Genomic DNA, 13,799 nt, shown 5'->3' with positions numbered 1-13,799 from the left:
AGTAGAGGCTACCTTTACTGTGCCAATTTTATACAGCTGCTACTTCCTGCATGACCTCTCGTACTCCTAACCAGGCAGATGAATTATACGAAAAACTGAAAGCCATTAAGGCAAGTATGTTGGATGGGACTCGAAGGCTTCGAGAGCAACATGGGCAAGCTGAATCGGATGCTGATAGCGAAATAGTAGAAAGTATCAGCTTACTAGTCAGTAGGTTTTTTGAAACGCAGTTAGAACTAGAAATATTTCGAGAAACCTTTGCGGGTGATTATTTAACTAGTGTTAAGGAAAGGGTCGCACAGCTTCGGAGCGACTATAACGCTAGACAATCTAGCTGTATCCTGCCGGACAGGTTCTTTACCAAGCCCATCCAAGACGCGCTGTTCTTAGGGTATACCCGCCTCTACCACATTCTAGAAGATACAGTCGGATTCCTGGATGAGTATAATAACTCTGGCGTCAACCAGATATACCGAGCTTATAACATACAAGAGCTTGAGGTCTTTAAGATTTTAAAGCAAGACTTCAATATTCATCAAGACCACTTGTACAAAGGAGCTAATGTTCTAAACCACCATGTGAATAAATTCAGAATGCTGGCTAATGCATTCAAACACGGTTCCTGCAAATTTTCGAAGCAAAATATCAGCCTCAAACGTTACGAGGACATAATTGAGGATGAGCATAATACTATAGTCCTTACAGAGGATGCGTTCCTGCTTGACACAGTATATGTCTTGGTGTATGTAGCAGCCTTTCTTATGCTTTACCTATCGATATTAGCTAATGCTGACACTATGAATGAGATAAGCCGTTTACATGAAATCATTGTTGATGAAAATGGAGTATTCGCCGCAGAAGCAGATGACGCTGAAGACACGGAGGAAGTAGAGGACATCTTACGCCGCAAGAACGACTTCGAACGCTACAGTGCTTCCTTACATCAAGCTACCCTTAAGTTAATCTCAGCACTTCAAAGTGGTACTTACCAGGATATACTGGACTCCTTCAAAATTCAGCTTGATTTCCCTATATGAGTGCGTTCCTTGTAATACATGGCTACATAGCACAGTAAGCAAGAACGTTAGCAAATGAATAGTACACAACACATCATGATTAGCACCTGCGAATGAACATAGTTATCTAAGTCACTGCTTAGCAATGCAATCATACTCCTTGGTCAAGGAGACCTTACATGTCTTGAAGTGCCCTGCTGTGATTGACAGCAGGGTTTTTTGTTTCTTAATTCCAGACAAAATGTTCGTTGTGAGCTAATAGAGGCGGTTTTAGATTAATTCGTGCGACAAAGTGTATACCTCCTATTTTCTACTTCTCTATCCCCTCTTCTCTCGGATGTTTTATGCATTAATGTCACTTGTAGTTCTACTACTACAAGCACTTAGCACATAACGAGTAATGTATAAGATATTTCAAACTAATCCTAAAGTCACATCTATAACTATTACAACAATGTCAACTTTTGACAGAGTGACCACAACATCCACCTACTCGATTACAACTATCAATTTTCAATGCTCATTAAAAGAAAACAACTGTTCTTGCCACCTAATCTAGATATCGACCATCTAAATAGTATAGTAGCTACTATTACCAATACAGAAGACCAAGTCAAGAAAGAAGACCAAGTAAAAAGGGTCGTGCACCAGATTAGCTTATTATATACAGTCTTATGCCAAGACCTTATCTACCTGAATCTTAACAACAACCCGAATGGATATACTCATATTCATTGTAATACTCTTCGGACAATTCTCGGAGCCAACTACGGAAAAACACTCAATATGTTATTGAATGCCAACTACTTGGAAAGAGAAACCGTTAATCCATACGGCAAGATAAAAGAGAAGGGGTATTTCAGCAAGGTGTCAAAAAAGAGCAAATCGTATAGAATCCCCAAACACTTACGTTCTGATAGCGCATTATTCAAGCGTATAGAGATAGAGCCTAATGACAAAGTACTGATGAACAAAATACTAACTATCAATAAGGTATGCAAAGATTTGAAAGTACAATCTGAATTTTACAGAAATTATATCTTATCAAGCATGGGAAATATGGTATTACTAGATGACGAAACTACCCGTGGTCTTATTAATGACTATTGTATTAGCCGAGGCATTTCCCCAAGTGAGGGTCTAACGACTGCTATTATCGAGAAGTTCAACTACTCCCCTATCAATCGTGCCGTTATCTGCCCGTTTGCAGGTCGTCTACATGCTGTACTCACCACTCTCATAAAATCAATTCGAAGTAGGGTTCGATATACAGGTTATTTGAATATCCCTTATGTAGAGATTGATATAGTCGCAAGCCAGCCTTGGTTTCTGAGTATTATCAGCCCTAAACTAATCAAACGTTATGTCCCTGAATGCCAAGATGCCATTCCGTATTTTGAAAAAGCTTATAATCAGGCGGATGCCATACACTTCCGTGAACTTTGTGGAAACTCTGAATATGGCATATACGATTATTTGCGTGATGAATACAATAATAGACACGGAGAATGTTTTACAAGAGACCAAGCAAAGAAGATTTGTTACCGAGCATTTTTCTCCAACTATACATACAAAGAGAGACTAACAATTGAGAGTTGTCAAAATTCAATAGACAACCATGTGACCTTACTTGCTAATGCAAAGCAAGAATACAACAATGCGTTGGCTGAAGAAAATCAAGAGCGCGTCAAGATTGCCGAAGTTGCATTGAATACTGCGAATAAGTATTTAAAAAAAGCAATCTCTCGACTCTTTACACAAAAGTGTTACGAGTTGTTCAAGGATAAATTTCCTAGTGTTCATAGTTTATTCTTTAATATAAAGAAGCTCAAGTGGGATTTTGAGCGCGGAGCAGAACCGGACGAACGTATTAAGTATTACGCCAATAACGCACTGCTTGCTCAACGCTTAGAATCGAACATTGTATACACAGTGGTTTGCAAAGCTCTTATCGACAACAACATCACTAGAATTGGCACTATTCACGACTCCTTTATGGTGCCCGCAGACCAAGCAGATAAAGCAAGAAGAGTAATCAAGAAAGCCTTTTCCAGCATCGGATTAAAACCAAATTTTAAATAACAATGGCAAGAGAAGTATACATAAGCAAGCGCAAAGACGTAATCAAATTTCTGAAGCGCTATTATATGAATAAAGATTTGACCATACAGGTTGTGAGGGAAGATGACCCAATAGCTTATTTCGACTCAGAATTTGATGATATACTCCATGACTACAGCTACCATATTCACATTTTGAAGCCACGACCTACATGCTCTGGTTATCAATCAAAGTTCACACCCAGAAAGAATATTGAGGTTGGCAAGAAGCTGTACAAAAAGATACGTAGCCTTATTCCCGTTCTCGACAATGAGTACTCAGATTACATATCTGTAGATGATTTCATTGTAGCCATCACCACCCGTGCGGATATTATTGACACCATACTGACTGACTTACTAGTTGACGAAAACAGCATAACACCTTCTTAGTCATCGATTCCTTTCACGATTCAAGTGCTCTATTGAGCAGTATTCGCACGGACGAATGGTAGAATTGATTGCCTCGTCGGGTTCGGCATCCTACAGCGTTTAGCTGCTCTGCGATAGAAGTCAAGGTATGCCCTTGCTTATGCAGCAGTGTGCTGAGCATCATCGCCTGGCGGTTCTGCTGATTCTCGCGGGCGTTTCGTTGGCGGACTTCTTGTCCTTTTTGAATAGCAGCGGGGGTTAAGTTTTGGGGTGAACCCAGCTTAGCCCCTCGCTGCTTTTTAGCTGCCAGCGCGTCTTTCGTGCGCTTGCTGATGGTTTCCCGCTCGTGTTGGGCAATGACGGCAAACAAGCCAACCGTGAGGGTATTCGCATCGGGAATGTCGCAGCATATGAAGTCCACGCCGGCATCCCGTAGCGCAAAGATGAACCCCGCGTTGCGCGAGAGGCGGTCAAGTTTTGCGATTAGTAACGTAGCGCCTTGCTTCCTGGCTGTCTCGATGGCGGCTTGCAGTTGCGGGCGCTGGTTGTTCTTGCCACTCTCTACTTCTGTAAATTCTGCCAGCACCTGCGTCGGGTCTTGAACGAATGCGCGGACGGCATTTCGTTGAGCTTCGATGCCCAGACCGGAAATGCCTTGCTTGGTGGTACTAACTCGAAAGTAGGTGACGTATTTTTTGGTTGGGCTGTGCATGGGCGGACCAACGCGAAGTCAATACACGAAGTATGCGGCTGCCGACAATTTTTCAAACGGATGTTTGAATAACTGTCGAAACGGACTAGTCACCATCCAAATAGAATAATGGATGTTGCAACCAAGTGGGCAGTCAGACAACCTGCTTTCTGGTCACCGGTAAAATACCTTTCCTACCTACCGATAACTCATGGGTAAACTACCCATGTACACCGTCCTGCAATAGTGCAATTACATCGATTCACTTACGACTTTCAACCTAGTCAAACCCTTGTTATGCGTCAGTTTCGCAGGCGCAATTGAAATCACCGTTTTCTAGCCTCGTCACGGGCATGAAAGCTTTGGTTTGGGTAAGACCATCCAAGCAACACCTTCTAACCTCCTGAAAGCACCTAATCAGCCTTGACAGCTTGCTAATCCCTTACTTCGTCTCTCCCTTTTAAAGCTCACTAAAAAAACTGCTGCTCACCGGTCAGGTGGTTAGTAGTCTTTTTTCTTTTTAAGTTCTTTTATAAGTATTGAGAACGTCTCAACTATTTGACTATCAGTACAAAACAGCATCTCAACGGTACAGAATTGACAGTTCAACGGTACACAATTGACCTTTCGAGGTACAGAATTGACCTTTCAACGGTACACTTTTGACAGCAAGTGGTACAGAAATGACCTTTGTGAGTACAGATTTGACCTTTCAAGGTACAGAATTGACATTATATCAAAATAATCCTACATCAAAGCAAGCAAAACCATTCTTTAGTGTGCGTTCGTCAGGCGCGATAACCGTTTTGAACAGGCTCACGAAGTTGACAAGGTCCCTACCCTTGATGTAGATTGCATACATTCCCTTCTACTCCCTATTCAGCTATCCTTTGACTAGCAACTTTACGTTTCTCCGTGCCGAATTCCCCGCTTTGTATACGCTTGGCAAAGAGGCTGAATTTCAACTTGATCATGACCCCGCCGCTGCCCTGTTCAAACTGCGGTTGTTTGGAGAGAAGCTAGTTGACCGGCTGTTCGCAGAGCATCAACTCCCCTCGCTGGCGGAGAACACGCAGCACCGGCGCTTGGAGGAACTTAAGTACCAGGGATTGCTGCCACGACAAGTAGAGGACATTCTACAGTTGCTTAAGCGGCGGGGTAATAAAGCTGCGCACGAGAATGCCGGCACTCTTGCCGACGCGAGTGTGTTGCTAGAATCGGCTTATCACTTGGGTAAGTGGTTGCTGGATGCCTACGGTAGTACAGAAGCCGCAACACCACCTGCGTTTGAGCTGCCCGAGTACCGGGATACGGAACAGGAACTGCTACAGCTGGAAGCTGAGAAGCAGACCTTGGCAGCTCAGATTATGGAACTACAGGCTGCCTTGGCAGCTCGCCCGGAACTGTCGGAACCACAGCGGGTGCAACTGCAGCAAAAAGCTCAGAAGGCTGCTGACAATCTACATCTAAGCGAAGCGGAGACCCGTGCTATCATTGATGAGCAGCTACGGACGGCAGGCTGGGAAGCAGATACTGTTACTCTGCGTTATAACAAGGGCACCCGCCCGGAGAAAGGACGCAACCTAGCTATTGCAGAATGGCAGACCGAATCAGGTCCCGCTGACTACGCCTTATTCGTAGGTTTATCACTGGTAGGCGTGGTAGAAGCCAAGCGCAAGAACAAGGACGTATCTGCCGCGCTGCAACAAGCCAAACGGTATGCCAAGGATATTAAGTTTACTACTGGTAGCGAGCTGTTGAAGGGCGCACCGTGGGGAGAGTATCGCACCCCTTTCCTATTTGCCACCAATGGCAGACCCTACCATTACCAGCTTCCCGAAAAATCAGGCATCTGGTTTTTGGACGGGCGCAAGCCATCCAACCATGCCCGCGCCTTACGAGGATGGTACTCACCCGACGCGCTGCTGGAACTGCACAAGCAGGATATCGACGCTGCCGAGGCGGCGCTGAAGGCGGACGGCTTCGACTACCTGCGCGCTGCGCACGGGTTGGGGCTACGCGACTACCAAGTCACCGCTATTGAGCGGGTGGAGGAAACCATCGAAGCCAATGCACCGGAGCGGCGGGCGCTGCTGGCAATGGCAACGGGCACGGGCAAGACCCGCACCATCCTCGGGCTGGTGTATCGCCTGCTCAAGAGTAACCGCTACCGCCGCATCCTCTTTTTGGTAGACCGGAAAATCCTCGGCAACCAAGCCACCGACGCCTTCAACGAGGTGAAGATGGAGGGCAACCTGACGCTGGCGGAGATTTACGACCTGAAGGAGCTGAAAGACAAGCTGCCCGAGTCGGAGACCCGCCTGCACGTCGCCACGGTGCAGTCGCTGGTGAAGCGCATTTACTACGCTGAGCCGGATACGCCCGTGCTGCCGGTAGACGCCTACGACTGCATCATCGTGGACGAGGCGCACCGGGGCTACACCCTCGACCGGGAAATGGCGGAGCCGCAGATTTCTTACAAAGACCAACTCGACTTCCTGAGCACCTACAAGCTGGTATTAGACTACTTCGACGCGTTCCGCATTGGGTTGACGGCGACGCCGGCACTGCATACAGTGGAGATTTTCGGGCACCCGGTGTTCCGCTATACCTACCGGCAGGCGGTCATCGACGGCTACCTCATCGACCACGAGCCGCCCATTCTGCTTAAGACCAAGCTCAACCAGGAGGGCATTGTGTGGGAAGCGGGCAGCACTCCACAGGCGTTCAACCCCGAGACCCAGACCATCGAGGACTTGGACGTGCTGCCCGACGAGCTGAAAATAGACGTGGATGGCTTCAACAAGCTGGTGCTGACGGAGAGCTTTAACCGCACCATCGCCCAGATGCTGGTAGAGCAGTTGTCGCCTGACGACAAGGAGAAGACCCTAGTTTTCGCCGCCACAGATGAGCACGCTGATTTGCTGGTGCGTATCCTCAAAGAAGAGTTTAGAGAGCTGGGCATCGAGGCAGATGATGACGCCATCATCAAAATCACGGGCAGCGCCGACAAGCCGCAGCAACTGGTCAAGAAGTTCAAGAACGAGCACTACCCGACCATTGTGGTGACAGTGGACTTGCTCACGACCGGCGTGGATATTCCGCACATCTGCAACCTGGTATTCCTGCGCCGGGTGAAGTCGCGTATCCTCTATGAGCAGATGTTGGGGCGAGCAACGCGCCGGGCAGATGATATTGGCAAGGAAACCTTCAAAATTTACGACGCGGTGCGGCTTTACGAAGCCCTCGACCCGGTGACAACCATGAAGCCCGTGGTGGCTGACCCGAGCCAGTCCATTGAGGATTTGACTGCCGAGCTTGACCGTATTGAATCCTCCGATGCGCAGAAACAGCAGGTGGAGCAGATTCTGGCGAAGTTGCAGCGCAAGCGTAAGAAGCTATCGAGTAAGCAAGCCGAGCAGTTCGAGCACAATACGAAGGGTCAAACGCTGGCGCAATTTATTGACTATGTCCGCTCCCTACCGTCTTCAGAAGCTGCGGCAGTGTTGCAGCAGCACCTTGCTGCGCTTACCGTAGTGTCAGAGGCTTATGGCGTAAAGAAACCGCAGTTATACAGCAACCACCAAGATGTGGCGCTGGATTCGGAACGCGGCTACGGCGGCGACCCCGCCAACCCCATCAACCGCCCCGAAGACTACCTGCAGTCCTTCGCCGAATTCGTGCAGAACCAGCGCAACCACATCACGGCGCTCAACATCATCTGCACCAACCCGCAGGAGCTGACGCGCCCGATGCTGAAGGAGCTGAAGCTGCTGCTTGACCAGCAAGGCTTTACCGACACGCAGCTCAACGTGGCGTGGAAGAAGGCGAAAAAACAGGAAATCGGAGCCGACATCGTTGCCTATATTCGTAGCCTTGCCCTTGGCGTGGCGGCGCGTCCGCTCGACATTCGGGTGCGTGAGGCAGTCGATTTTGTGCGCAACCTAAAGGAGTGGAACAAGCACCAACTCCAATTCCTCAAACGGGTGGAAGACCAATTGCGCATCGAGACCGTGCTGACCCGCGACGACTTGAACCGGGAACCCTTCAAGGGCGAGGGCGGCTATAACCGCTTCAACAAGCTGTTCAACAACGAGCTGGACGGGGTGCTGCTCACCATTCAGGAGCGCCTGTACGTGGCGTAACCCTTTTCCAGCTCTTCATTTTTTACCTACCTCGCGGCGCGAGCCGGGCGGTGGCATTGCCCTGACGCATGAATAACCAAGAAATCGTTTCGAAACTGTGGAGCCTGTGTAACGTGCTGCGCGACGACGGCATTACCTACCACCAGTACGTTACCGAACTGACCTACTTGCTCTTCCTGAAGATGCTCAAGGAGACGGGCAACGAAGAGAACATCCCCGAGCAGTACCGCTGGGACGAGCTGGTGAGCAAGGAGGGCGTGGCGTTGAAGACCTTCTACCGCACGCTGCTGCTGCACCTCGGCACCGAGGGCAAGGGCACCGTGGCGCAGATTTACCACAACGCCCAGACCCACATCGACGAGCCCAAGAACCTGCGCAAAATCGTCAAGAGCATTGACGAGCTGGACTGGTACTCGGCGCGGGAAGAAGGCTTGGGTAACCTTTACGAGGGCTTGTTGGAGAAAAATGCCAACGAGAAGAAATCAGGTGCCGGGCAGTACTTCACGCCGCGTCCGCTCATCGACGCGATGGTGGAGCTGGTGGACCCGCAGCCGGGCGAGCGGTGCAACGACCCGGCGTGCGGCACGTTCGGCTTCATGATTGCCGCCGATGCCCACGTCAAGGCAAAGACCGACAACTACTATACCCTCACCGAGAAGCAAATCGAGTTCCAGCGCCAGCAGGCGTTTTCGGGCTGCGAGCTGGTGGCGGACACGCACCGGCTGGCGATGATGAATGCCCTGCTGCACGGCATGGAAAGCGACATCGTACTGGGCGACACGCTCACGCAGATTGGCGAGCAGATGAAGGGCTACGACGTGGTGCTAGCCAACCCGCCCTTCGGCACCAAGAAAGGCGGCGAGCGTCCGACCCGGTCGGACTTCACCTATCCCACCAGCAACAAGCAGCTCAACTTCCTGCAGCACATCTACCGCTCGCTCAAGCCGGGCGGACGGGCAGCGGTGGTGCTCCCCGACAACGTGCTGTTCCAAGACGGCGACGGGCAGAAGGTGCGGGCGGACTTGATGGCTAAGTGCAACCTGCACACCATCCTGCGCCTGCCCACGGGCATTTTCTACGCGGCGGGGGTGAAGACCAACGTGCTGTTCTTCGAGCGCGGCACGACCGATAAGGGCAACACCAAGCAGGTGTGGTACTACGACCTGCGCACCAACATGGACAACTTTGGGAAGCGGACGCCCTTTACCCGCGCCCACTTCAACGACTTCATCAAGGCATATCACGCCGACGACCGGGCTGCCCACACCGATGAGCGGTGGCAGTCCTTTACGCGGCAAGAAATCGAGCAGCGCGGCGACACGCTGGACTTGGGGCTTATCGCCGATGCCAGCCTTGCCGGCAGCACCGACCTACCCGACCCGAAGGAGTTAGCGACCGAGGCAATCGATGAACTGGAAGTGGTGGTCGATGAATTGAAAGAACTGTTGCGCCTGCTGGAAATCAATGAAAAGTAATCTACCCGCAGGATGGGCATGGTCAACGCTTGATGAATTGAGCGTTAAAATTTCGGACGGTTCTCATAATCCCCCAAAAGGAAAAGAGGCTGGAATACCCATGCTTAGCGCCAAGAATATTCAAGACAATATCATTCACTTTGACGACGCTCGACTCATCTCCGAAGAAGATTACCAGAGCGAGGTAAGCCGAGTGAACATTTCTGCAGGAGATGTCCTGTTGACTATAGTTGGAACAATCGGCAGAACCGCGGTCGTCGCGGATGGATTGCCGAAGTTCTCGTTGCAACGAAGCGTGGCAATCATCAAGCCCAGAATTGACAGTAAATTTTTGGCTTATTGTCTACGGAGCCCACTCATTCAAAAATACCTTTCGGATAATGCTAAAGGAACGGCGCAGAAAGGTATTTATCTGAATGCTCTTAAGAAGATACCTGTTTGCTTGCCCCCGGCTGCAGAGCAGGCACGCATTGTTGAGCAGCTTGAGGCAACCATGCAGAAGCTCGAAGCCAGCCAAGAGCGGCTTGAGAAGCTGCCAGAGCTGCTGAAGAAGTTCCGGCAAGCGGTGCTGGCGGCGGCTGTGTCGGGGAAGCTGACGGAAGCGTGGCGGGCGGAGCAGGTTGATTTGGAATCTGCTGAACAGCTCGTTGAGCAAATAATCGAGGTAAGAAAAACCCGTTTTGCTCAGGCATCTGCTTTAGCAAAAGCAGAAGGCAGGAAAACCCCACGTCGAGTCTTTGCGGAAGAAGCACCCACAATTGGCTCGGCGCTACTTCCTGAATTGCCTGATAGTTGGACTGCCAGCACTGTCGGTTTCTTAGCCCACGTAACCAAATTAGCGGGGTTCGAATACACGAACTACATCAAGTACGAAGAGCAGGGAGACATTCCAGTAGTCAGAGCCCAAAATGTTCAAATGGGTCGTTTTGTAGAAGACAACCTACTCTACATCGACCTTGCGACATCTGATTTCTTGGAAAGGTCGCAGCTTCATGGACGTGAAGTTTTGATGGTCTTCATCGGCGCGGGAACTGGAAACGTTTGCCTCGCCCCTAAAGACCGGCGCTGGCATCTGGCTCCTAATGTTGCTAAAATCGACTGCGACGTTATTTCGCCGGAGTACCTGAATTTCTACCTTCAATCTCCAACGGGGCTTCGAAATACCCTGAGCTTCGCAAAAGCAACAGCGCAGCCTAGTCTTTCGATGGAGACAATTAGAGAAATAGCTGTGGCTCTACCGGGGTTAGCCGAGCAGCAAGAAATCGTACGCCAAGTCAACCACTACTTCGAGCTAGCCGACCAACTGGAAGCCCGGTTCGAGCAGGCGGCGTCGCTCGTGGAGCAGTTGCCCCAAGCGCTTCTCGCCAAGGCATTCAGCGGGCAGCTCGTGCCACAAGACCCGAACGACGAACCCGCCAGCGTGCTTTTGGAACGGTTAGAAGCGGGAGTGGCTGCCCCAGTAAAAGGCAAGCGTGGGCGGAAGCCCAAGGCAGTGGCGGATGCGCCGTTGTTCGAGTAACGGATACGTGAATGCGGGCATCCTACCCAATTGATTATTAGGTAGGATGCCCGCATTTTGTCAAAAACAAGCCTTTTCCATCCTCCTTATTAATTCTTATTTTGAATTCAAATGAGCAAAATTGAAAGCGACATTATCACTTATATCGAAGGTTTTTTAACCCGGCACTGTAGTGAGAATTATGAGTATCCGGTACTCGAAAGTCACGCCATTGAAGTGTATGCAACGAGCCGGACAGATGATAAAGACCGGACTCTCGTCTTCCGAGTAGGTGTAAACCATGACCATGAGCAGGTGTACATCTCCAATATTTTCATACCGAGAGATTTACAGCACAACGGCATTGGTAAGCTGCTGATATTAATGGTTTTTGAACTTGGTAAAATCCATTCATATGATGTGTTTGTCGTTCAGCTTACTGATAGTTTCCGCGAGCGACTCCTTAAGCGAGGCGCTGTCGAAACTGATACGTATGACACCCTCCACATCACACAGGATACCATACTTCGCTGAGCCTCAACAGCTTCAATAAGCAAGAGTACTTGCCACGTCCTAATCAGCTACATTCTCAATACGTTTTATCGTGTCCCGTCCATACGTTACCAACTCAATTGAACTTCAGAAGAACTTCAGAACTTTCATCAAACTGCGCGAAAGCCGCAATCAGGATGATGTCGAGCAGTATCGCGCTTACTTGCGAAGTGCAAAGGTTCTAGTGGTTGAGAAAGTTGATGGGCAGCGTGAGTATGCCCCAAGCCGATTTGTAGGCTACAAGAACAATTCTGTTGCTGAACATGAGGAAGACACGCTCAAGCATGGCGGTCTGACTACTGCTCAGCTAGAGCGCCTTTATACGAAATGGGTGTATGACCCAATAGAGACAGAGCGCTACGCCCGTTTTTGTAAAAAATACGGAGTAGGCAAAGACTTCTCCCAACTTCGCACACCACCCAAATTTATCTTCGCTAGCTATAGCGCCTCCGATGAAGCCACGCGTATAAAGCCGACTACGGAAGATAAGGATATGGATGACGACATAGAAGAGACGAGCTCTATTGACGTTAATATGCCACTCAACCAGATTCTCTATGGTCCTCCTGGTACTGGCAAAACATATCACACAGTAGCTCGCGCCGTCGCACTATTAGAAGGCATGAGCGACGAAGAACTCGTCACCCAATATCCCGCAGATAAACGGCAACAACTTCGGGAGAAGTTCGAGCAATACCGGGCAGCCGGGCGAATTGCCTTTGTAACATTCCATCAAGCGTTCAGCTACGAGGACTTTATAGAAGGCATTAAGCCTCTGCCACCCACTAAAGATGGCGAGGATGCATCTGGTGCTGAACCGGAGGCAAAACCTGTGCAATACGATGTTGTTCCGGGTATTTTCCGCCGCATCTGCGAGTCAGCCGCCGCCGCCGCCAATACGGCTACAATTCCTAATCTACCGGACTTCGATACGCTGTATGATGAGTTTGTAGAGCAGCTTCATCAGCGCATGCTCAACACACGCGGTTCGCTGACTTTCTATTCTAAAACTGGTCTACCTGTTACACTGAAAGCGCTGAATCTGCAATCAAAACGCCTGACCTTTTTGCATGATAATAGCGCTCAGCAAGACCATAACATTGACAAGAAGTGGATTAAGAAGATATGCGACAAGTACACGTCTATTGACCAAATCAAGCATTTGAAGCAGGATATCACCGATGTGGTTGGTGGGTCTAATGCCTCTTTGCAGTGGGTAGTTTTTCGGGAGTTCAAAAAGTACGAAGCTGCCTTTGTAGCACAGGAGCGAGAAAAGCAGAAAACCACCCCTGCCCCATCCTTTGTACTCATCATTGATGAAATCAACCGGGGGAACGTCGCCAATATTTTTGGCGAGCTGATAACCCTGCTGGAAGACGACAAGCGAGCTGGTAAACCGGAGTTCCTCACTATCACACTACCTTATTCCAAGGAGGAATTCTCGGTGCCCCAAAATCTCTATTTGTTGGGCACGATGAACACGGCAGACCGTAGCGTGGAAGCCCTGGATACGGCTTTGCGCCGCCGTTTCAGCTTCACGGAAATGCTGCCACAGCCCCACCTGCTGCCGGATGATGTTGAAGGGGTCAATCTGCAGGAAATGCTTCGCGCTATCAATGCTCGTCTGGAACAGCTGCTCGACCATGACCATTGTATTGGACATGCCCTATTGATGCAGGTTTCTACGCTGGATGACCTGCGAGAGGCATTTCGCCGCAATATTCTCCCTTTGCTGCAGGAGTATTTCTTTGGTGATTGGGGTAAGATTGGTTTAGTAATCGGAAGCCCATTTATCCAACAGGTAAATAAGAACCAGCCGGCTGGCAGCTACAAACTGCTTTCCTTTGGCTCTTTCAGCACTAAAGAACTAAGTGAGAAGCCAGTTTACAGGCTGACCGATACGCTGCAGCTAGACGCGCAGGCATTCAAGAGCATCTACGCGTCCTTCTAA

Annotated in this window: 9 protein-coding genes; 8 read left to right on the top strand and 1 reads right to left on the bottom strand. The window is 49.5% G+C overall.

Going from position 1 to position 13,799, the window contains the following annotated elements:
- Positions 1 to 50: 50 nt before the first annotated feature.
- From FGZ14_RS03900 to FGZ14_RS21895, 3 genes are all read left to right on the top strand, one after another.
- Entirely contained in the window at positions 51 to 1,037 is a 987-nt protein-coding gene (locus tag FGZ14_RS03900; RefSeq protein WP_139921419.1) for a hypothetical protein, read from the top strand.
- Between the two features lie 495 nt (positions 1,038 to 1,532).
- A complete protein-coding gene (locus FGZ14_RS03895; protein ID WP_139921417.1) occupies positions 1,533 to 3,098 on the top strand; it encodes a hypothetical protein in 1,566 nt (521 codons plus the stop codon).
- A gap of 65 nt (positions 3,099 to 3,163) precedes the next feature.
- Positions 3,164 to 3,508, top strand: a complete 345-nt coding sequence (locus FGZ14_RS21895; RefSeq protein ID WP_219601052.1) for a hypothetical protein — start codon at positions 3,164 to 3,166, stop codon at positions 3,506 to 3,508.
- A gap of 13 nt (positions 3,509 to 3,521) precedes the next feature.
- Here FGZ14_RS21895 and FGZ14_RS03890 read toward each other — a convergent pair whose 3' ends face one another.
- Entirely contained in the window at positions 3,522 to 4,199 is a 678-nt protein-coding gene (locus tag FGZ14_RS03890; RefSeq protein WP_139921414.1) for a recombinase family protein, read from the bottom strand.
- A gap of 869 nt (positions 4,200 to 5,068) precedes the next feature.
- Here FGZ14_RS03890 and hsdR point away from each other — a divergent pair.
- The 5 genes from hsdR (at position 5,069) to FGZ14_RS03865 (ending at position 13,799) form a co-directional block, all read left to right on the top strand.
- Entirely contained in the window at positions 5,069 to 8,323 is a 3,255-nt protein-coding gene (gene hsdR, locus FGZ14_RS03885; RefSeq protein ID WP_139921413.1) for a type I restriction-modification system endonuclease, read from the top strand.
- Between the two features lie 68 nt (positions 8,324 to 8,391).
- Positions 8,392 to 9,798, top strand: a complete 1,407-nt coding sequence (locus tag FGZ14_RS03880; protein WP_139921410.1) for a class I SAM-dependent DNA methyltransferase — start codon at positions 8,392 to 8,394, stop codon at positions 9,796 to 9,798.
- Positions 9,788 to 11,317 carry a restriction endonuclease subunit S gene (locus FGZ14_RS03875; RefSeq protein WP_139921408.1) on the top strand — a complete coding sequence of 510 codons (1,530 nt, stop codon included), beginning with the start codon at positions 9,788 to 9,790 and terminating at the stop codon, positions 11,315 to 11,317. The genes FGZ14_RS03880 and FGZ14_RS03875 overlap by 11 nt, the downstream gene beginning before the upstream one ends.
- A 111-nt stretch (positions 11,318 to 11,428) precedes the next feature.
- Positions 11,429 to 11,830, top strand: a complete 402-nt coding sequence (locus tag FGZ14_RS03870) for a hypothetical protein (protein WP_139921406.1) — start codon at positions 11,429 to 11,431, stop codon at positions 11,828 to 11,830.
- A gap of 70 nt (positions 11,831 to 11,900) precedes the next feature.
- Positions 11,901 to 13,799 (top strand): McrB family protein, encoded by a 1,899-nt coding sequence (locus FGZ14_RS03865; RefSeq protein WP_139921404.1) that lies wholly within the window; start codon positions 11,901 to 11,903, stop codon positions 13,797 to 13,799.

The organism is Hymenobacter sp. DG01, assembly GCF_006352025.1.
Taxonomy (GTDB): Bacteria; Bacteroidota; Bacteroidia; order Cytophagales; family Hymenobacteraceae; genus Hymenobacter.
Note: the sequence above shows the minus strand (reverse complement) of the source record. Positions and strands in the feature narration are given on the sequence as shown.